This window comes from Catalinimonas alkaloidigena, from assembly GCF_029504655.1.
Taxonomy (GTDB): Bacteria; Bacteroidota; Bacteroidia; order Cytophagales; family Cyclobacteriaceae; genus Catalinimonas; species Catalinimonas alkaloidigena.
This window is the reverse complement of the sequence record NZ_JAQFIL010000001.1, coordinates 397,267-416,930: the sequence shown is the minus strand read 5'-3', so window position 1 is coordinate 416,930 and position 19,664 is coordinate 397,267. Positions and strand designations below refer to the sequence as shown.

Annotated in this window: 18 protein-coding genes and 1 pseudogene; 14 read left to right on the top strand and 5 right to left on the bottom strand. The window is 42.9% G+C overall.

The window, feature by feature from the left end; all coding sequences use genetic code 11:
* Positions 1 to 274: 274 nt before the first annotated feature.
* Positions 275 to 1,174 carry a flotillin-like protein FloA gene (gene floA, locus OKW21_RS01725; protein WP_277476657.1) on the top strand — a complete coding sequence of 300 codons (900 nt, stop codon included), beginning with the start codon at positions 275 to 277 and terminating at the stop codon, positions 1,172 to 1,174.
* A gap of 18 nt (positions 1,175 to 1,192) precedes the next feature.
* Here floA and OKW21_RS01720 read toward each other — a convergent pair whose 3' ends face one another.
* A complete protein-coding gene (locus OKW21_RS01720; RefSeq protein ID WP_277476656.1) occupies positions 1,193 to 1,771 on the bottom strand; it encodes a DUF2911 domain-containing protein in 579 nt (192 codons plus the stop codon).
* A gap of 390 nt (positions 1,772 to 2,161) precedes the next feature.
* Between OKW21_RS01720 and OKW21_RS01715 the strand changes: the two genes are divergently transcribed.
* The gene (locus OKW21_RS01715; RefSeq protein WP_277476655.1) at positions 2,162 to 2,833 is read left to right on the top strand and encodes a DUF2306 domain-containing protein; all 672 of its coding nucleotides are present in this window, start codon (positions 2,162 to 2,164) and stop codon (positions 2,831 to 2,833) included.
* Positions 2,834 to 2,906: 73 nt separating this feature from the next.
* Positions 2,907 to 3,857 carry a DUF1593 domain-containing protein gene (locus OKW21_RS01710; RefSeq protein ID WP_277476654.1) on the top strand — a complete coding sequence of 317 codons (951 nt, stop codon included), beginning with the start codon at positions 2,907 to 2,909 and terminating at the stop codon, positions 3,855 to 3,857.
* 4 nt (positions 3,858 to 3,861) lie between these two features.
* On the opposite strand, the gene OKW21_RS01705 is transcribed toward OKW21_RS01710, so the two are convergent.
* Together OKW21_RS01705 and OKW21_RS01700 are read right to left on the bottom strand one after the other, a co-directional pair.
* Positions 3,862 to 4,032, bottom strand: a complete 171-nt coding sequence (locus OKW21_RS01705) for a hypothetical protein (RefSeq protein WP_277476652.1) — start codon at positions 4,030 to 4,032, stop codon at positions 3,862 to 3,864.
* A pseudogene (locus OKW21_RS01700) lies at positions 4,032 to 4,342 on the bottom strand (Uma2 family endonuclease); the annotation flags it as partial. The gene OKW21_RS01705 and the pseudogene OKW21_RS01700, both read right to left, overlap by 1 nt.
* 186 nt (positions 4,343 to 4,528) lie before the next feature.
* On the opposite strand from OKW21_RS01700, the gene OKW21_RS01695 reads away from it, so the two are divergent.
* The 4 genes from OKW21_RS01695 (at position 4,529) to OKW21_RS01680 (ending at position 7,965) form a co-directional block, all read left to right on the top strand.
* Positions 4,529 to 4,831, top strand: coding sequence for a DUF1330 domain-containing protein (locus OKW21_RS01695; RefSeq protein ID WP_277476650.1), 303 nt, complete (start codon positions 4,529 to 4,531; stop codon positions 4,829 to 4,831).
* A gap of 215 nt (positions 4,832 to 5,046) precedes the next feature.
* The gene (locus OKW21_RS01690) at positions 5,047 to 6,039 is read left to right on the top strand and encodes an IS4 family transposase (protein ID WP_277476649.1); all 993 of its coding nucleotides are present in this window, start codon (positions 5,047 to 5,049) and stop codon (positions 6,037 to 6,039) included.
* A gap of 54 nt (positions 6,040 to 6,093) precedes the next feature.
* The gene (locus tag OKW21_RS01685) at positions 6,094 to 6,450 is read left to right on the top strand and encodes a hypothetical protein (RefSeq protein WP_277476647.1); all 357 of its coding nucleotides are present in this window, start codon (positions 6,094 to 6,096) and stop codon (positions 6,448 to 6,450) included.
* Positions 6,451 to 6,564: 114 nt separating this feature from the next.
* Positions 6,565 to 7,965, top strand: coding sequence for an MBL fold metallo-hydrolase RNA specificity domain-containing protein (locus tag OKW21_RS01680; protein ID WP_277476645.1), 1,401 nt, complete (start codon positions 6,565 to 6,567; stop codon positions 7,963 to 7,965).
* Between the two features lie 275 nt (positions 7,966 to 8,240).
* On the opposite strand, the gene OKW21_RS01675 is transcribed toward OKW21_RS01680, so the two are convergent.
* A complete protein-coding gene (locus tag OKW21_RS01675; protein ID WP_277476644.1) occupies positions 8,241 to 8,816 on the bottom strand; it encodes a hypothetical protein in 576 nt (191 codons plus the stop codon).
* 281 nt (positions 8,817 to 9,097) lie between these two features.
* Between OKW21_RS01675 and OKW21_RS01670 the strand changes: the two genes are divergently transcribed.
* A complete protein-coding gene (locus tag OKW21_RS01670; protein ID WP_277476643.1) occupies positions 9,098 to 10,384 on the top strand; it encodes an aminotransferase class V-fold PLP-dependent enzyme in 1,287 nt (428 codons plus the stop codon).
* A 24-nt stretch (positions 10,385 to 10,408) separates the two neighbouring features.
* Here the strand turns inward: OKW21_RS01670 and OKW21_RS01665 are convergent, their stop codons facing one another.
* Entirely contained in the window at positions 10,409 to 10,954 is a 546-nt protein-coding gene (locus OKW21_RS01665) for a 2'-5' RNA ligase family protein (protein ID WP_277476642.1), read from the bottom strand.
* Between the two features lie 290 nt (positions 10,955 to 11,244).
* On the opposite strand from OKW21_RS01665, the gene OKW21_RS01660 reads away from it, so the two are divergent.
* The 6 genes from OKW21_RS01660 (at position 11,245) to OKW21_RS01635 (ending at position 19,656) form a co-directional block, all read left to right on the top strand.
* Positions 11,245 to 12,096, top strand: a complete 852-nt coding sequence (locus tag OKW21_RS01660; protein ID WP_277476641.1) for an AraC family transcriptional regulator — start codon at positions 11,245 to 11,247, stop codon at positions 12,094 to 12,096.
* A gap of 81 nt (positions 12,097 to 12,177) precedes the next feature.
* Complete coding sequence (locus OKW21_RS01655) at positions 12,178 to 12,726, top strand: carboxymuconolactone decarboxylase family protein (RefSeq protein WP_277476640.1); 549 nt, start codon at positions 12,178 to 12,180, stop codon at positions 12,724 to 12,726.
* Between the two features lie 45 nt (positions 12,727 to 12,771).
* Complete coding sequence (locus OKW21_RS01650; RefSeq protein ID WP_277476639.1) at positions 12,772 to 13,191, top strand: OsmC family protein; 420 nt, start codon at positions 12,772 to 12,774, stop codon at positions 13,189 to 13,191.
* An 854-nt stretch (positions 13,192 to 14,045) separates the two neighbouring features.
* A complete protein-coding gene (locus tag OKW21_RS01645) occupies positions 14,046 to 15,080 on the top strand; it encodes an efflux RND transporter periplasmic adaptor subunit (RefSeq protein WP_277476638.1) in 1,035 nt (344 codons plus the stop codon).
* A 12-nt stretch (positions 15,081 to 15,092) separates the two neighbouring features.
* Entirely contained in the window at positions 15,093 to 18,212 is a 3,120-nt protein-coding gene (locus tag OKW21_RS01640) for an efflux RND transporter permease subunit (protein ID WP_277476637.1), read from the top strand.
* Positions 18,187 to 19,656: an efflux transporter outer membrane subunit gene (locus OKW21_RS01635; RefSeq protein ID WP_277476635.1), complete on the top strand. Its 1,470-nt coding sequence runs from the start codon at positions 18,187 to 18,189 to the stop codon at positions 19,654 to 19,656. The genes OKW21_RS01640 and OKW21_RS01635 overlap by 26 nt, the downstream gene beginning before the upstream one ends.
* Positions 19,657 to 19,664 lie beyond the last annotated feature (8 nt).

The following is a 19,664-nucleotide window of genomic DNA, read 5'->3' as shown; positions in this document are numbered from 1 at the left end:
TTATTGCATTAAAAGTTAACTTGTGAGATATACTTCTTTACTGTGGTTTTCTGCTTTTTGGTAAGTGAATGCGTGAGTCAATTAAGTGCTTTAAGTCATAGTGCAATAACTTCGCTTGGGTATAGTACAGTACCCAGCTTTATTTTCAATTGATAGAAGAGTACAGAAGAAGCACTTTCTTTATTAAAATAAGTAAGGATTTTCTGGTTATCTCACACATAAACTCTAGCTTTAGGCTACAAATGCCAAGGCAGGCATAGCTAAATTTATCCCCATGGATGGACTTTTTAATGTTTTGATCATCATTGGCGCAGTGGTCTTAGGGATCATCGTGTTATTTTATATACTGCCTATCAACATATGGATTCCTGCTGTGTTTTCAGGGGTAAGAGTAAGGCTGCTAAACCTGACCTTCATGCGGGTGCGCAGGGTCCCTCCCAGTACCATTGCCAATGCTATGATCCTGGCCAACAAAGCGGGGCTTAGCGATGTGAGTTCCGATGAGTTGGAAACGCATTATCTGGCAGGGGGAAATGTGCCTACCGTAGTAAAAGCATTAATCGTGGCAGACAAAGCCAATATTCCTCTCACTTTTAAGCAGGCTACTGCTATTGACCTGGCCGGCAGAAATGTACTACAAGCTGTACAGACTTCAGTGACGCCAAAAATTATAGATACTCCCTCCATTGCCGGAGTAGCCGGAGATGGTATTCAGTTGATCGTTCGGGCACGGGTAACAGTACGGGCCAATATACAGCAACTGGTAGGTGGCGCTGGTGAAGATACTATTCTGGCACGGGTGGGTGAAGGAATCATCAATACTATTGGCTCAGCCCGTTCACATGCCATCATTCTGGAAAACCCTGATAATATCTCTAAAAATATTCTGGAGAGAGGCCTGGACGCGGGTACGGCTTTTAGCATTCTCTCGGTAGATATCGCGGATATTGATGTAGGAGAAAATATTGGTGCCAAACTGATGATAGACCAGGCTTCTGCTGACCTGAGAGTCGCTAAAGCGAAAGCCGAAGAGAAACGAGCTATGGCCGTGGCTTCAGAGCAGGAGATGCGGGCGAAGTCTCAAAAAGCCCGGGCTAACGTAATTGCTGCCCAGGCTGAAGTACCAATTGCATTGGCAGAAGCTTTCAAAAAAGGGAATTTGAATATCCGATAAGGCTAAGTTCAGATCTTTTCAAAACGTAAAAGGAACTTCCACCACAGTCTGGTCCCAGGCCAGTTTCATAACGCCTTCTTTTGCTCCTTTACCTTTGCCTTCAAACTGAATGGTAAAATTTTCTACTGGGCTATCAAGCTGGGATACCGGAGCGCTAACGCGCAGCACATCATCCGCTTCATCATAGCTGTAAGCCCCCCACTGGTCTACATCGCTACTAAGGATAATCGTCCACTCATCTTTAGCAGGTATGCTTAGCAGAGCATAAGAACCGGCTTTTACCTGCTTACCATTAAGTTGTACGTCTTCATAGAACTTAATTTCAGGAGCTTCATTGGCTCCATTGCGCCACACTTTACCGTAGGGCACTAACTCTCCAAATACTTCTCTGCCATTTTTGGCCGGACGGCTATATGTAACTCTGATCACTGGGTAATCAAACTCAAGTTCTTCGGGCGCGAAACGTATGTCATGAGCAAAGTCGTCGGGAAAATAGGCCATATCCATAGGGCTCTTGTCAGTGCCCCGCAATTCCTGGGCATGTAATGCACTACAAAAGACAACGCATAGGACAGCCAAAAGCAGGTAGTTTTTCATCTTGCTAGGTTTGGTAAATGAAATGTAAAATAGAAAACAATTTAAGCACAGGCTCCAGATCAGTAAGCAATATAGCCGACAAATGAGTCTAATACAAAATGAGCCCCTGATATAGAGCAGTAAAAAAACTATGCAGGACAAGATAAGTGAAATGAGCTTTTACTAATGGAAAGAGGCTGGATACATCTTTCAGGCAAGAGGAAGCCAACGACATCAAGAAGCAAATGGCGGAAACTAAAGTACAGACTATGACACCTGTCGCACTCACGACAATAGGCATTATTGGCTTTCTTGTTGTTTCAAACAAACGCTGGCTTCATGTATAAGCTTGAACCTGAGTATTGGAAATCGTTGCACATATTTTTTATATTAGGTATGAAATATTAGCTTTTGCTCAACCCTTCATCAAGAGACAGCATGAATGCCCGCAGACTACTTTGGTTTCTATTTGCCTTCCTTGCCATAGGCGTAGGCCTGTATCCTTCCATTTACTTTCTTACAGATATGACTCAGCAGAGTGGCATCCTGGCTAGTAAACCCCAGGAACTTCTGGCCAGCAACTTCTGGAATGTATGTTTTTATGCCCATGTCGGCTTAGGGGGCATTGCTTTGCTAAGCGGATGGTCCCAGTTTTTTAAGAATATTAGAAACAAAAACCTTAGGTTACATCGTAATTTAGGCAAAGTTTATCTGCTGGCCGTATTGCTCAGCGGACTTTCCAGTCTATACATTGCTTATTACACCTCCGGAGGCATCATAGCAGTGCTGGGCTTTGAAGCCCTGGGCTCACTCTGGCTGTTCACCTCTGCCATGGCTTATCTGGCTATCAGGAGAGGAAATACTGATGTACATGAAAACTGGATGATCAGAAGTTACGCCCTTACTTTCGCCGCAGTAACTCTCAGGCTATGGCTTCCCTTGTTTATGGGTGCCTTCCAAATGTCTTTTGTTGAATCCTACCGTATCATTGCCTGGCTATGCTGGGTGCCCAACCTGCTCATCGCCCAGTGGATCATTCATCAGAAATATGCCAAAAAACGGCAGGTGATATTGGCAAAGTAGCTGTGTTTTATCAAAATAATCTATATTATCGGGAACCAGATGTTTTAATATCAACCTAGCCTAAATTAGAACTATGCGCCACCTGCTCTTTTTGTTTATCCTGCTTCCCTATGTATCACTTTGTCAATCTGTTAATACTGATAAGCCCCGTGTCATTGTGTCCACCGACATTGGAGGCAGCGATCCGGACGACTTTCAGTCTATGGTGCACTTTCTGGTCTATGCTGACTGCTTTGACATTGAGGGCCTGATCAGTTCTCCCCCTCATGAAGGCAGAAAAACACACATAGAAGAAGCTTTGCAAGCTTATGCCAAAGATTATCCGCAGCTCAGGCAACACGGAGAATTTCCCTCCCCGGAAGCTTTGTTGCAACTGACTAAACAAGGTGCCATTGATTCCCTCTCTACTGCCGAACCTACTGAGCTTAGTGAAGGGGCTGAGTGGATTATCCAAAAAGCCAAAGAAGATTCCGCACCACTTTACGTACTGGTTTGGGGCTCTATCACGGATGTAGCCCAGGCAGTACATGCAGATCCTTCTATCAAAAAGAATATCAGGGTTTACGCTATCGGCTCCTGGAACACCCGCCTGGACCCCAACTCCAGAGATTATCTCTACGAAAATCATCCAGACCTCTGGTGGATTGAAAGCAATACTACCTTCAGAGGTATGTACATGGGCGGCATGGAGGAAGGTGCATATGAAAACACCGCCTTTGTAGAAAAACACGTAAAAGGACACGGCTCCTTAGGTGAGCTGTTCTGGGAAAAGAAAAAAGACATCAAAATGGGCGATACGCCTTCCGTATTGTATCTGCTCTCCGGTGACCCTGCTGACCCAACTGATAAAAGTTGGGGTGGCACTTATGTCAAAACCGCACACGGACCTCATTACTGGACCGATGACCCACAGCCGGAACTGGTAGAAAATGATCGCCCTGGCGCAAAGACTGTCAATCACTACCGCAAAGCTTATCTGGATGACTGGGCGAAGCGTATGGACTGGACATTAAAAAAGCCATAATTACCTACTTCTGAATCCAGCCTAAGTCAAATGTAAAACCTGGCAACACTTCATCTCCTGAAATATGCTGCTGATAACCTTTAACCTCTTTTACTTTCTGTCCGGTAGCATAAATAACACTTTTTCTTCCGAAGGCTGAAACAGCCAGGCCAGGCGGCAACCGTTGTTCATCCACTCATCCATCTTTTGTTGTGCCGAACTCAGATTATCAGATTCAGACATCAATTCCACCACAAAGTCGGGGCAAAGTGGAGGAAATTTCTTTTTTTCATCTTCAGTTAAAGCTTTCCAGCGATCCAGGAGGCATCGGGAGAACGTGTAGCACCATTAGACAAAGCGAAACCTGTAGAAGAGTCAAATGTCTCACCTAGTCCTGTTTTCCGATTCCATGACTCAAGCTCAAAAAGGATATTTTTGTTAATTCTTCCTGTATTCCCTCCGGTAGGTGCCATAATAATGACTTCTCCTTTACTATTTTTTTCCATGCGGACATGCTCATTTTCCCGACAGAACTCATAAAATTCATCGTCAGTCAGTTTTAACCTGTCCGGAAATTTTATCGCAAAAGATTCCATATCTGATTCAGTTATCAAGCTTCACTTTTCTTAATTTAGCTTAAATGGTGAAGCTTGTAAAACAAGTCTGTTTAATTTCTCTTTTTTTTGCTCAACATGATTTACTTCACCCAGTTTATCTACCTCAAAGAAGGGCAGGAAGATGTTTTCCATGCTTTTGAAGATGTCGCCATACCCATTATCCGCAAACATAAAGGGGAGCTTCTTCTCAGGCTTAGACCTACTCAGGATACTGTTATTGATGCTACTATTGAAAAGCCATACGAAATTCATTTGGTATCTTTTTTTTCTGAGGCAGACTTTGAAAGCTTCAAACTGGATAAAACGCGCAAGCAATTATTGCATTTGAAAGAACAGTCTATCAGAGAGTTGTGCTTGATTCAGGGGCATAAGCTATAACGGAAAACGTCATTATTATCTCCCTGTACTCTACCCGATGATTTTGAGTAAGAAAAAGAAAAGCTGAATTTTGAGGTTACCATACACTCTAAACTCAGCTTTACCATGAAATATTTATTAGAATCAAAGATAAAAAAACTTTGAATGCCTTTCCTGTTGTCCGCCATTTGTCACGACAGAAATTTGTCTGGCAGTTTGTAAAAACAGTTATCAAAATGCGCACTGTGCAATTCTGTGAGTTAGCTACGGAACTGAATGATGAAGTACGAGAGACTTCAAATGAACGGCGCATCCAAGCTTTTTTCAAAGATGCTCTTCTTGATTATCAACAAGTAGCGGCCCTTCTATCTAGGTTTCTACCCCCCGGAGAAGTGAGTCTGAGTCTTGACCGTACGGAATGGGATTTTGGCCAGTGCCAGGTTAATATTTTATGTATCACCGCTTGTGTAGGTAAAGTGGGCTTGCCTTTATACTTTGAGATGTTGGATAATAAAAGTGGGAATAGCAACTATCAAGATCGGATCGATCTACTGAAGCAGTGTGTAAGGCTGCTAGGTAAAGCACGCATCGCTTCAGTCATTATGGATAGAGAATTTATCGGCCATCAGTGGCTGACTTGGCTTCAGAAGGCTGAAATTCCCTTCTGTGTCCGCGTTCCTAAACATCATACTATCACCTTGCGTAACGGTGAAACCTACCAAGCCGAAGAATTAATGGCTCACCAGTCTACACGGTACTTTCAAAATGCTATTGTGGATGGAGTAAGAGTTAATGTAGCTATTAGAAGACTGGCTAACCGAGAAATGTTGTATGTCATCGGTACTCACTTTGCTAAGCAGCTTCCGCACATATATCGCAAACGCTGGACCATAGAGGTTTTCTTTCAAAGTTTGAAAGGACGCGGTTTCAAATTGGAAGGTTCACATTTACGAAGTCTAGACAAGTGGAAAAAACTATTTGCTTTAGTGTGTATTGCTTTTGCTATTTGCCTGTCCTTAGGCAGAGAGTTCTTGGATAAAACACAAAAAGTAGCGATCAAAAAGCACGGCTATCCAGCCAAGAGTACTTTCCGCAGAGGGTTAGATTGGTTCCGGCAGTATTTAAAAGGCAAGCATCAAGCTGACTTTGATAGGCTGCTTAAACTATTTCTGCGAAGAGTAGAGCGAACTGGGGCCTGCGATTATCAACTGATAAATATCATCGGGTAGAGTAATCTCCCTGTTTTTCTTTATCTTAAAAGATACTCTAAGCCAAAACTCCATATGATGCAGCAATTGATATTATCAGAGCGACCCAGAAAAGAAACACTAATAAGAGTCTTAAAAGAAGGCTTGGGGAGAGATTATAACATACGTTTTTTTGGCGTTGGCCCCTACAAAAGTATTATCCTTAGCCGTTCACCCCTGCATGCGGTGCAGATTTCTTATAGCAAACAAAATATCATACAGATTGAAGGCACCTATGCTTCTCCTTTCAGTGCCTTTATGATCTGGTTAAACACTTTCTTTGGTGCCGGACTTTCCGCTTTTGATTACCCTCATGCAGACTGGCGTAAGCTGGAAACTGAGGTAAGCACTTTTCTGAAGGATCGGTTCATTAATGAGAAACAAAAAGTATAAGTTGGTTTGGATTCCCTTTCTAAATAAAATCAAAGTGATTGCCTAAAACCATGAATTAGACTTTTACTTTTTTAGCAGCGGTAGTTTTGGTAGATTATTACCAAAACTACTCATATGAATATTTCCATTCACTTTTTAGGCGCAGCCCAATCAGTCACCGGCTCCAAGCATCTGCTTCATTTTGATGATTTTCAGGTACTTATTGATTGTGGTCTTTTCCAGGGGCTCAAAGAACTACGGCTACGCAACTGGGATCCCTTCCCCATGGATGTCTCTCAGGTGGAAGCCCTGGTACTCACCCATGCCCACATTGACCATATTGGCTACCTGCCCAAGTTCGTTAAAGAAGGCTTTGATGGTCCCGTATACTGCACTTCCGCTACCGCTGATCTGGCAAAAATTCTGCTGCTTGACTCTGCCAAGCTACAGGAAGAAGAAGCTGAATGGGCGAAGAAGAAAGGCTACTCTAAACACCATCCACCCAAGCCATTGTACACTACAGAAGAGGCAGAAAATACTTTCCGGTTATTTCAGCCCTATGAGTTTGACGAAGATATTTACCTGCGAGATGACATTCGGATAAAATTTCATAATGCCGGACACATACTGGGAGCTGGTTGGGTGGAGCTGACAGTACAGACCGAAAGGCAGCAAAAAACCCTCGTTTTTTCCGGCGACTTAGGACGCTATCACCAACCGATACTTCGTGATCCGGTTTCTATGAAACAGGCTGACGTATTGGTAACCGAATCTACCTACGGTGATCGTGATAATTTATTTGAAGATCCTTCTGAAGAGTTTGCCCAGGTGGTGAATGAGGCATTGGAAAGAGGCGGTTGCCTGCTCATTCCCGCCTTTGCATTAGGACGAACCCAGATGGTCATGTATTATCTCAAGACACTTATGGAAGCAGGTACAATTCCCAAGGTACCGGTATACCTGGATAGTCCGATGGCCATCAGCATGACAAAGCTATACAAGCATCATTTTTCTTATCATAAACTACGTGATGAAGACTTATCTAAAGAATCTATATTTGACTATGAGCTTTTTAATTACTACCGCAGTGCTGAGGCTTCTAAAGGGATCAATGAAATACGTCGCAATGCTATCATCGTATCTTCCAGTGGTATGTGTACCGGAGGCCGCATTCTGCACCACCTTTACCATCGCCTTCCCCGAGAAGAAGATACAATCCTGTTTGTCGGCTTCCAGGCAAAAGGCACACGAGGCCGTGATATTTTGGAACAAAAAGAAACCATCAGAATGTTTGGGCAGGAAGTTCCGCTCAAAATGCAGGTACGCAAGATTGACGGGCTATCAGCCCATGCTGATAAAAACGAATTACTCAAGTGGGTAAGTACGCTGCAAGAAGCTCCCAAAAGGACCTTTATTGTACATGGAGAAATAGAAAGTGCTCAAGCGTTACAACAGACACTTACGCAAAAGCTCGGCTGGTCTAATGTGCATGTCCCTGACTACATGGAACAACATAAGCTCTTTGACAACATATAAGCAGCCGCATCATCTTTCACTTTTATAACCAATATGGGTAAAAGGCAGAAAAGGATGGAAACTAAAGGGGATGGGGTAGTCTACTGTCTAAAACACTCAGGATGCCACCCTCAAAATCTGGCACCTGCATAATGATGAGCTGGTAGAAAAGATTGAATACGGTAAGTGGTCATATACTTTTGACGAAGATGACAACTAAAGTATTAGGCCTGGTATAATGATATACAAAAAGACTTACTCAAATAAATGAACAAGCCTTTTTCGTTTTTTATGGCTTAAAACCTGTAAAGTAAACTTAACTCAGCAATTGTTGTGAACCCAACCATTACTTTTGATATATGTACATCTTCACTATTTAAACTAATATCAGTGATTATACCCGGAAAAGTAGTAGCACCTATATAAAATTGATCATTGATATCATATTGTACACCTAATAAATATCCAAACTCAGGGATTAACTCCACCACAGTGTTACCTTCTTGAAAGTACATTTTGATACCTCCTCCGTAATAAAACCCATGGACAAACTTAAATTTATCATTAATATACTTCCTGTTTTCAGTACCAAGCGTGAATGATATATCGGTAACTAATGTACTAAGCAAATATGAGTTAGAAGTGCTTCTTCTATCCAAATAAACCATTGAAAAGAAAGCATCATATCTTTTATATTTATTTTCCTCCAGTTCCTTTTTGTAGATAAAACTGAAATTACTGCTAAGGTTACTGCTCCCTATACCTATTTCCCTGACAGGTTTATCTTCATTTTCTTGCGCATGAATAGGATAAGCTGCAACAAGCATTACTATCAGTAATAGAAACGTGGACTTTAGAGTGTTTATCGTCATGTTTATTTTTATTTTCAGCAACGATAGTGATTTTTTCTCAACTTTTATCAAGTATACTCACTGAAAAGTTATTCAAACTTATAGAAAACCTTACCTCAAGCTGATCAACCGTGCATGGTGCTATATACTTTTACTCCTTTCAAGAGAAGCATCCTTCATCTAAATTTTTGGGGAAAGGCTATCATACCTGATCCATCAAGCGAATAAAGAAGGAGAATATCTTTTATTAAAAATTAAAATTCTTTAGAATGGCATTTATTTAAATTTTTACACTACATATTATGCATAATTCAATAAATAATTCTGAATCTAAAAGAAGATTTCTAAAGCAGTGCTTAAGAGGATCGTTGGCTTCATTCACCTTACCGGCACTAGCCGAGAGCTCAGCTAAGCCTCATGAGATTCTGGAACTATTGTCAAGGCGTGAAAATAAATATGAAGAAAGTTATTGGGAGATGGTCAAGAGGCAGTTTACCATTCCTGATGCGCTGATTATGGTAAATGCCGCTAACCTCTGCCCCAGTCCCTATTTTGTAACTGAGCAGGTACTCACCTCCCAGCAAAAGCTGGAGAAAGATGTATCTTTCCAATACCGCTCAGTATTCTCCACTGAACGGGAAGAAGCCCTTAAAGCTCTGGCAGATTTTGTAGGCGTAGACAAAGATGAAATGGGCATCACCCGCAATACCACAGAAAGCAACAACATCATTGTACACGGACTAGCACTTAAGAAGGGCGATGAAGTGTTGCTGTGGGATCAAAACCATCCTACCAATGGTATCGCCTGGGAACAACAGGCCAAACGCTATGGCTTTAGTGTCAAAATGATAAGTGTGCCCACCGCTCCAACTTCTGTTGATGATTTGATTCAGCCCTTTGCAGATGCTATTACTCCCAAAACCCGCCTTATCTCTTTTTCTCATATTTCCAATACGTCCGGCATTGCTTTACCTGCAAAAGAAATATGTGCGCTTGCCAGAGAAAAAAACATCCTGAGCATGGTAGACGGAGCACAATCACTAGGCGCGCTGGATCTGGATCTCAAAGAGATGGGCTGTGACTTCTACTCCAGCAGTACCCATAAATGGCTGATGGGACCATTAGAAAACGGTATCCTTTATGTCAAAAAAGATAAGCTTACACACGTCTATCCGGCAGTAATCGGGGCTGGCTGGAATCCTGAAAGCAATACAGTAGATGAAAAGCTTTGTGTCCTAGGGCAAAGAAATGAAACTACCGCGTCAGCACTTGGCTCTATTGTTGATTTTCATCACTCCATCGGAAAACCTCAGATAGAAGCGAGAATCAAAGCTTTGAACGCTTACCTTAAAGCGCAGGTAAAAGAGAAAATTCATGCTGTTAAGTTTGTTACGCCTCTCTCAGCTGAATTAAGTGGAGGGGTCACTATTCTGAGTATGCCGGGCAAAGATCAGACAGCAGTTTTTCAAAAACTATATGATGTTCATGGCATCGCCTGTGCCCCCACCGGAGGCTTACGTCTATCTCCCCATATCTATAATACTATGGCGGATATAGATAAAATTGTAGAGGCGCTGGAAGAGGTATAGCTGGTGGTGTAATAGCCGTAATTTTCACACACTCTTAGCGAAATAAAATTCCCGGTAAATATCCCAGTGCTTTCCGTTATGCTTCAGCAGAAAGATACTCTCTGCCATAAAGCTGTCCTGAAAATCTCGATACTGAAACTCTTTCCAGGCTTCCTTAAAAGCTGATTTGCTGAGGTCGCGCGTAGCAATCGTCATATGCGGATGAAACTCGGTTCTAATCTCACCCTCAGGAAAACCCAACTGCTCTGCCAGCACTTGGTTCAGGTGCGCATGAATATCCAAAATAGCTTGGGAGGGCTCCACATTTATATAAATCACCCGAGTGGAAAAGTGGCCGAAACCATTGAGCCTTGATAAAAATCCTGACTGTTGGCCGGCAAACTTTTCTAAGGTGGGAATGAACCTGCTTTCCTCTTCCTCTTTCCGTTTAAAAGGCATTTGCAATGTTATATGGGCCGGAGACTTCAAAGCATGTTGAGCGTTAAACCTCTCTTTCATCTCCTCTTTCAATGCTCTGATATTTTCTTTGAGCGCTTCGTGGGGTATGAAGGCAATAAAATAGAGTTTCATAAACGTATTAAGGGTTATTCATGCTAAAAAAATATAGGTATAAAAAAAGAGATACAAAGCATTACGCCCAAAACATATAATAAAGATACTGAAACAAAACACGCTATTATTTCTGCCCCCCCCTTACTGCATGTCTAAACGCCATTGAGCTTATTATAGCTAATGTGATGTGTCTATGAATCCTCCTCTTCATTTAATCTTTATCATTGCTCTTGCGTATCTTTTGCAAGGCTGTTGGGTAAGGTTAAAATATTAACTTACTTCCTATAATAGTTCAATCCTATAAACACATGCTATATACTTATCAGAAGCAGGACTTAGGCTCCTTTTTTTGTATCAGCACTGATTTTTCCAGAGAAAGAATAGAGATGCAGTATTACAGGAACCTGATCTATATTTTCTGGAACAGAACGTCAGAACCCATACATCTATACCTGGATGCTGTACCCCACTCACTCCAGCCCGGTCAGCTTAGCAGTTGCACTTACCTGCAACATATCTCTTTTGACAAAAATACCGGTCCACTTACTGCTTTTGCCTTCAATCGCGAGTTTTATTGTATACAGGATCATGACCATGAAGTTTCCTGTAATGGCATACTTTTTTTTGGCGCCCAGCAAACTCCCCTGATCAGTCTGGATGAGCAGCAGAATTACTCTTTCAATCTGTTGTATCAGGTATTTCTGGAAGAATTTCAGACTAAGGATAACATACAGGGAGAGATGTTGCGGATGCTGCTAAAGAGGCTTATCATCAAAACTACCCGCCTGGCCAAAGCTCAATTGCTACATAAAAAAACCGACAATAAGCAGATAGATATCATTCGTAAATTCAATGTGTTGGTAGACATGCATTTCCGGGAGAAGCATCAGGTAAGTGACTATGCTGATTTATTGTTCAAATCTCCCAAAACCTTATCCAATCTTTTTGCCCAATTTCATCAACAGACACCTTTGGAAATTATTCATCACCGAATCATACTCGAAGCCAAACGCTTGCTTTTGTATACTGATAAGCCATTCAAACAGATTGCTTACGAACTCGGCTACAAAGAAGTAGCCTCTTTTCATAAGCTTTTTAAGAGAATAACTAAACAAACTCCTCAGCAATACCGGAATAAATTGAAAGAAAAGGAAGTTTGAACATACATAAGGGAAAAATAGACTCTGCAGGAGCTAGTAAATGGTCGTATAAAGTAGCAGCACACAAAAACAAATGTAAAAATGACAACTTTCAAAGTTCCAACCAGAGAAGAAGTAAACCCTTCGAACCAACAGATTTTTGATAAGCTAAGAGACACAGTAGGCTTTGTTCCTAATTTGTATGCCACTTATGCTTATAACGATACTGCACTAGGTGACTACCTGAACCTGCAAAACAGGAAAAGTACCCTTAAAGCCAAAGAAAGGGAAGTTATTAATTTGGTAGTAAGTCAGGTTAATGAATGTGAGTACTGCTTAGCAGCGCACACAGCGATAGGTAAAATGAATGGCTTTACCAGCGAGCAAATACTGGAAATCCGTTCAGGAAAAGCTTCGTTTGACAACAAACTTGATGCATTGGCTGCGTTTGTAAAAAACATTACGCTCAACCGAAGTAAGCCTGCCCCTCATGCTCTGGAGAAGCTTTTTGAAGCTGGTTACACAAAAGCCAATCTTGTAGATGTAATCATGGTCATCGGTGACAAGATCATCAGTAACTTCATTCATGGGGCTACACAGGTAGCTGTTGATTTTCCTGCCGCTCCGGTGCTGGAAGAAGTAAATGTGTAACAGTATCATCTCTGCTATTTTTGAACATCAAAAAAGAGGTTAATCATGGCCACGAAAATCAAAATAACAAATATGGAGGAAGGATTTCAGTCCTTAATTTCCAATGGAAGACATGCTATTATCGGTGATGAGCCAGTCATTTCAAAGGGAACTGACCTTGGCTTCAGTCCTACAGAGCTTTTACTATCCAGTCTGGCTTTCTGCAAAGTAGCCACAGTTAGATATATTGCGAGGAAGAAGCAATGGGAAATTGGTGAGGTAGATGCTGAATTAGCAATGGAAGTTAAGAGAGATGGCAAGCAATTATTCCCTCGTATAAAGGTTGAGATCACCATTGAAGGTGATTTAACTGAAGAGCAGAAGCAAGAGTTGCTGGGAGAAGCAGATCGCTGTTACATCCATCGGCTGATAGAAGGGGATTGGGAGATAGAAGAGACTGCCTCAAAACTGCAAATGGTAAGCTGATATCAGTGTGAGCCCCTGAATGACTTATGACATTCAGGGGCTTTTTAATGGCTATCAAAAAAAGCTAATTGTACTTTTTATCTTCTTTAGTTTTGGGAGTATGATTGTCAGAGAAATTGAATCCTTTACTGACTAGTCAGTTTTCCGACCAATGATAAATCAACCTCATGCCAGCACTGCTGTTGGTCGCCAGTAAAATCCAGATTATCAAAGATCTGCGAAAGTAGCAAGTCATTTGACAGCTTATTCTGTAAATCATAAAGTATCGATAATATTCTTTATCAGGTTTTTATGCGCTTCTTATAAATACGTCGTAATAATACTTAGGTCAGGTCCCGGACCGGTAGGCTCCTTTACCACATCTCCATTGCTTATAAGACTAAAACAAAGTCTGAGTATAAAATTTGAGAAAAGAAAGATCTCTACTTAATACATACAGACAGTTGGAAATACGAAGCCTGGTTTCTCCACTTTGCATAAGAGATTGGGCGCGAAACCTGTACTTTATTACAGCATTGTTTAAGTTTTAGACTAACCTTTGCGAATTTTAGACCAATAAGGGTATATTTTAGTAATATTACTTATAAGTTTAAAATTCATAAAACAGGTGATTTAATGCCAAAAATCTGTCAGGACAGACAAAAAAACTATCAGTTTATGTAAGCACAGAGATTGGTTTTATTTTAATACCATATTTTGCACTGGCATTGCAAAAGAAAAGTTTAACTTATTTTTCTTTACCATAAACAATTTTACGAATCCGGAATTAATTATATATCATGAAAAAATGGCTTTTTATTGGGATAAGTGTTATAGTTTTAGGACTGTTATCACTTCTGATTTTCCCCTCTCTTATGCATAAGGAGAAAAAAGCAGATTCACTTAGCAAGGAAAATATTCTTCCCATAAAAATAGCCGAAGTTACAGCCACTGAGTTTGCAGACTTTGTAGAGGCTGTAGGTTCTACTTTCGCTTATGAGTCTGCCGAAATTACGCCTAATGTTACTGAAGTAGTTGAAAAAATTAATTTCAGGGACGGGCAGCTGGTCAAGAAAGGAGACGTCATCGTGGTGCTCCGTTATGCTGAAGAAAGCGCGCAGCTCAGTGCCGCCAAAGCCAATCTTAAAGAACAGGAAAGAGAGATTGAACGCCTTACCGGACTGGTTAAAAGCGGAGCAGCGGCTGTGTCTGCCCTGGATGCCAGAAACACGCAAAAGCAGGTAGCTGAACAACAAATCCTTCAGTTTCAAGCTCAAATATCAGACAGAATTATCAGAGCACCCTTTGACGGGGTGCTGGGTTTGCGCAATATCAGCGCGGGTTCACTGGTATCTCCCCAAAACGTCATCACCACCATTGACGACCTGAGCACCATGCGTGTAGACTTTACAGTACCGGAAATTTACCTGGGGCAGATCAGCTCGGGCATGGAAATAAGTGCCATTTCACAGGCCTATCCGGAGCAAGTGTTTAAAGGTAAGGTGACCGAAATAGATACCCGGGTAGATCCCAGCTCAAGAGCAATCCGTGTGAGAGCCGAGATTCCGAATGAAAGACAATTGCTTAAGCCAGGCATGCTGCTATATGTAGAAATGGCACTGGAAAGAGGGACTTCTCCTTCTATTCCGGAGAGATCAGTATTACAAACCGGAGAAAGGCAATTCGTCTATAAGGTAAGCAAAGACTTTGTACAAAGAACCGAAATCAGGCTGGGAAGAAGAAAGCCCGGCTATGTGGAAGTGGTCTCAGGGCTTACCCTCGGTGATTCGGTAGCTACCTCCGGCCTGCAGGATCTAGATGATGGGGTAAGCGTACAAATAGATGGAGTATTTGAACAGCCTACTGAACCTACAGAAATTATTGACCTAGAAAGCCAGTTGTCTCAATAAGCCCATATTCCTATGAAACTATCTGATATTTCTGTCAAAAGACCTGTATTTGCTGCGGTCTTAAGTTTATTGATATTGGCTTTTGGTCTGGTTTGCTACACCCGGCTGGTAGTTCGGGAGTATCCCGACATTGAACCACCCATCGTATCAGTTGAGACTAATTATCTGGGCGCTTCCGCTGCTGTGGTTGAAACCCGCATTACCCAGTTGGTGGAGCAACGCGTAAGCGAGGTGGAGGCAATCAAGCTGATTAATTCCAGTAGTGTAGACGGTCGCTCTGAGGTTACCATAGAATTTGACCTGAACCGGGATATTGACGCAGCGGCAAATGATGTAAGGGAAGCCGTCTCCAACCTGCTGGACAACCTGCCGGAAGAAGCTGACCCACCAGAAATCAATAAGGTAGACGCCGGCTCAGATGCCGTATTGTATCTGAACCTTACCAGCACCGAAATGGGCATGCTGGAACTTACCGATTATGCCGACCGCTACCTGGTAGACCGCTTTTCCGTCCTGCCCGGTGTAGCCAGAATCAGAATCTCAGGCGGATCGCGCTATGCCATGAGGATATGGCTTGACAGGGAGGCGCTGGCAGCCCGTCAGCTTACAGTAACCGATGTGGAAGATGCACTACGCAGCGAGAATGTAGAACTACCAGCCGGTTCTCTGGAGTCATTGGACCGCCAGTTTACTGTGCGCCTGAACCGTGAATTTGAGGAGGTAGAAGATTTTAATAAGCTCATAATCAAAAGAGACGCAAATGGCCACCATATTCAACTGGAAGAAGTAGCGCGTGTACAGCTGGGGCCAGAGGAACATAGAATGAGTTATACCGGTAATGGCGTAATGAGGGTTGGGCTGGGAATCATCAAGCAGTCTAAGTCCAATACATTGGATATCGCCAATGCCGTACAGAAGGAGGTAGAAAAAATCAAGCCTACTTTACCTGAGCATATGTCTATCAGCAATAGCTATGACCGCTCAGTATTTATTTCAGAGGCTATTTCAGAAGTGTATAAAACGCTGGGCATTGCCATCATCCTGGTAATATTTGTCATATATATCTTTTTAGGAGATATAAGAGCTACCATTATTCCTGCTGTAACCGTACCGGTTTCCCTGGTAGGCACCTGCATTGTGCTATTGATTTTCGGCTATTCCTTAAACTTACTTACCCTCCTGGCTTTGGTACTGGCTATCGGCCTGGTGGTAGATGATGCCATCGTAGTACTGGAGAACATTTACACACGATTAGAAAAGGGAGGGAAACCTCTACTCGCTGCCTATCAGGGAGCAAGAGAGGTTGGGTTTGCAGTAATCGCTACCTCATTGGTGCTTCTTGCAGTTTTTATTCCTATCACCTTTCTGGCAGGCGATATTGGCAAGCTATTTACTGAATTCGCCATTGCCATGGCTGCTGCCGTATTTTTCTCTACCCTGGTAGCACTTTCATTATCACCCATGCTGTGTTCCAAGATGCTGAAGCACAAAACAAAAAGGGGCAATATGCTTACTCATGCGGTAGACAGAGCCGTCAGGTATCTGCAAAAAGGTTATCGTTCCAGCCTGGAGCGTTTTATCATTAAGCCTTACATAAGTGTGATCATCATTCTGCTCTTCCTGGCTGGCTCAGTAGGATTATTCATGATCGTGCCTAAAGAATTCATTCCCAAAGAAGATCGTGGGGTTTTCTTCCTGAGCGCATTGGCCCCCGAAGGTTCTACCTATTCCTACACCAAATCCTATATGGATGAAATTGAGGAGAGGCTGATGTACCTGAACGAAGAGACTGGCGAAGCAGGGACCATACTGGTAAGAACGCCCGGAAGCTTTGGGTCAACTGTACAGTCTTTCAATGATGGCAGGGTAATCATCGTGCTGTCAGACTTTTCCCAAAGACGGTCTGCCTGGGAGATAATGGATGAGGTAAGGGAAAGACTCTCTGATCTCACCGGACTACAAATCTCAGTCATCATGCGCCAGGGACTGAGCTCCGGCTCCGGAAAACCGGTGCAGTATGTGCTGAGCGGTGATACCTATCAGGAGATTGCCGAATGGCGAGACATGCTACTTAACGAAATAGAAGACTACCCCGGGCTGGCAGATATTGACTATGACTACAAAGAAACCAAACCTCAACTGAAGGTCAACATTGATAAAACCAGAGCCGCTGAACTGGGGGTTTCTATCATCAACATAGGGCGGACGCTGGAGACGCTATTAGGCTCTCGCCTGGTGACTACCTTTATCAAAGGGGGGGAAGAATATGATGTGATCGTTGAATCTGACTTTGAGCAGAAAAGGATGTTGTATGACCTGAAGAATATCTTCGTGCGCTCCGAACGTACCGGCAATCTGATTCCATTGTCTAACCTGGTAAGTCTGGATGAGTTTGCTGACTCTGGTAGCCTGAACCGTTACAACCGCATGCGTGCCATCACCATTGAGGCTAACCTGGCCAATGGCTATACGCTGGGACAGGCACTGGACTATCTGGATGCAGTAGCTGTAGAACAACTACCCGAAGAAGTTTCCATCGGCTACAAGGGCGAATCGCTTGATTATAAAGATTCCAGTGAGTCTGTCATCTTTATTTTTATACTGGCACTGATAGTAGTATACCTGGTGCTGGCAGCTCAGTTTGAAAGCTTTGTACACCCTTTTGTACTGATTCTGACTGTTCCTTTTGCTCTGCTGGGTGCCTTGCTGGGCCTTTGGATATTCAGTCAATCCATTAATATTTACAGCCAGATCGGGATGATTATGCTGGTAGGCCTTGCCACCAAAAACGGTATATTGATCGTAGAATTCATCAACCAGCTACGGGATCGCGGCCAAAGCTTTGATAGCGCCATTATTGATGCATCAGTGATGCGCCTACGCCCTATTGTGATGACCGGTCTCACTACGATTATGGGGTCTCTTCCGTTAATCATATCTTTCGGCGCAGGTAGTGAAACAAGATTGGTGATCGGAATAGCCATATTATTCGGCGTACTGGTATCTTCTGTTTTTACCATCTATACTGTGCCTGCCATGTACAAGCTAATTGCCCGAGGCACATCCAGTCCCAATGCAGTAGCCAACGAACTGGAAAAATCTTTGAATGAAGAAAAACTTAACCTTGCCTGATTTGAGCAGCGTAAAAAAAAAGCTTCTAGACGTATTATTGATCTTACTGATTGCCGGCATTGGCTCCTGCAATCTGGCTCCGGTTTTTCAAAAGCCCGATCAGCAAATTTATGATGACTTTAAATATAAAGCATTTGCTGACTCCCTCTCTTCCATCACTATAGATACTATCTGGTGGAAGTATTTTGAGGATAGTACTTTGGACAACATCATCAGGCAGGTCTCGCTGAACAATAATAACCTGCAGGCTGCGCTGCAAAGTTTTGAGCAGGCTGATATATTGACCAGAGTTGAGCGCTCCCCCCTTCTGCCGGAAGTGCGGACAGAAATCAATACCTCCCGTACGGTAGTTTCAGAAAATGCGGTACAAAGCTTCCAGTCCAACAAATTCACCAATTATTCATTTTTAGGATTGGCCAGCTACCAGCTTGACCTGTGGGGGGCCTTGAGAAATAATTACGAAGCTTCAATTGTTGAGTCAGAAATAGCTTTGTTGGAATATTACAACCTGCTTTCTATACTAAGAGCCCAGGCTGCTTCTCAGTATATCAGTATTCGTCAGCTGGATACACAAATCGCCCTCTATGATTCCACAATTCGCCTAAGGGAGCGCTCTTTACAAATCGCCAACTTAAATTATGAAGCGGGAGCCTCCGATGCGCTGGACCCTGCAAGAGCTGAAACACAGCTCCGCACTGCCCAGGCCCAGCGGTGGACGTTGATCAACCAGCGGGCACGACTGGAAAATTCACTGGCGGTACTGACCGGCAGAGAACCTTCAAACTTCTCTTTGCCTGACACTCCGCTAGATTCATTGCCTCCTATTATTCCTTCACAAATACCCTCTGAAGTACTGACCAGAAGGCCTGATGTGTGGATTGCGCTTAAGAGTATGGAGGCAGAAAACGCCCGTATCGGAATTGCGAAAGCAAACCTCTACCCTAATATTACTTTGTCTGCTCAAGCTGGGTTTCAGGGCAGGTCTTTTGAAAACATTCTTACGCCACAGAGTTTTGCCTGGACGATCGGCGGAGGTTTGCTTCAGCCTGTGTTCAATTATGGTAGAAATAAAGCGTTGGTTGAAGCAGCATATGCCCGCTATCAGGAGGTAGCCGAGCTGTATCAGCAGTCGGTATTATCAGCTTTTGAAGAAGTTGAAAATGAGTTAGCCAACATCTATTACCTCAATAACCAGTACCGGAGACAGCAACAAACAGTGGCAGCAGCCACCAGGACTTTGGACCTTGCGCGCCAACGTTATGAAGCTGGCCTGGTCTCTTACCTGGAAGTAGTAGATGCTGAGCGTACTGCACTCCTCAATCAGGTAGATGCTGTAGTCATTGTAGGACAACTCTACCAAAGCATGATTAACCTTAGCCTGGCATCTGGTGGCAACTGGGAAAGTGCCCCTCAACTTTATGAGGCTGAGGAATTTATGGAATAGTCCCTGAA

Bases quoted from the DNA above. Each gene is read 5' to 3' on its own strand.
- floA (WP_277476657.1), top strand. From the start codon at position 275: ATGGATGGACTTTTTAATGTTTTGATCATCATTGGCGCAGTGGTCTTA.
- OKW21_RS01720 (WP_277476656.1), bottom strand. From the start codon at position 1,771: ATGAAAAACTACCTGCTTTTGGCTGTCCTATGCGTTGTCTTTTGTAGT.
- OKW21_RS01710 (WP_277476654.1), top strand. From the start codon at position 2,907: ATGCGCCACCTGCTCTTTTTGTTTATCCTGCTTCCCTATGTATCACTT.
- OKW21_RS01695 (WP_277476650.1), top strand. From the start codon at position 4,529: ATGATTTACTTCACCCAGTTTATCTACCTCAAAGAAGGGCAGGAAGAT.
- OKW21_RS01690 (WP_277476649.1), top strand. From the start codon at position 5,047: ATGCGCACTGTGCAATTCTGTGAGTTAGCTACGGAACTGAATGATGAA.
- OKW21_RS01685 (WP_277476647.1), top strand. From the start codon at position 6,094: ATGATGCAGCAATTGATATTATCAGAGCGACCCAGAAAAGAAACACTA.
- OKW21_RS01680 (WP_277476645.1), top strand. From the start codon at position 6,565: ATGAATATTTCCATTCACTTTTTAGGCGCAGCCCAATCAGTCACCGGC.
- OKW21_RS01675 (WP_277476644.1), bottom strand. From the start codon at position 8,816: ATGACGATAAACACTCTAAAGTCCACGTTTCTATTACTGATAGTAATG.
- OKW21_RS01670 (WP_277476643.1), top strand. From the start codon at position 9,098: ATGCATAATTCAATAAATAATTCTGAATCTAAAAGAAGATTTCTAAAG.
- OKW21_RS01665 (WP_277476642.1), bottom strand. From the start codon at position 10,954: ATGAAACTCTATTTTATTGCCTTCATACCCCACGAAGCGCTCAAAGAA.
- OKW21_RS01660 (WP_277476641.1), top strand. From the start codon at position 11,245: ATGCTATATACTTATCAGAAGCAGGACTTAGGCTCCTTTTTTTGTATC.
- OKW21_RS01655 (WP_277476640.1), top strand. From the start codon at position 12,178: ATGACAACTTTCAAAGTTCCAACCAGAGAAGAAGTAAACCCTTCGAAC.
- OKW21_RS01650 (WP_277476639.1), top strand. From the start codon at position 12,772: ATGGCCACGAAAATCAAAATAACAAATATGGAGGAAGGATTTCAGTCC.
- OKW21_RS01645 (WP_277476638.1), top strand. From the start codon at position 14,046: ATGCATAAGGAGAAAAAAGCAGATTCACTTAGCAAGGAAAATATTCTT.
- OKW21_RS01640 (WP_277476637.1), top strand. From the start codon at position 15,093: ATGAAACTATCTGATATTTCTGTCAAAAGACCTGTATTTGCTGCGGTC.
- OKW21_RS01635 (WP_277476635.1), top strand. From the start codon at position 18,187: ATGAAGAAAAACTTAACCTTGCCTGATTTGAGCAGCGTAAAAAAAAAG.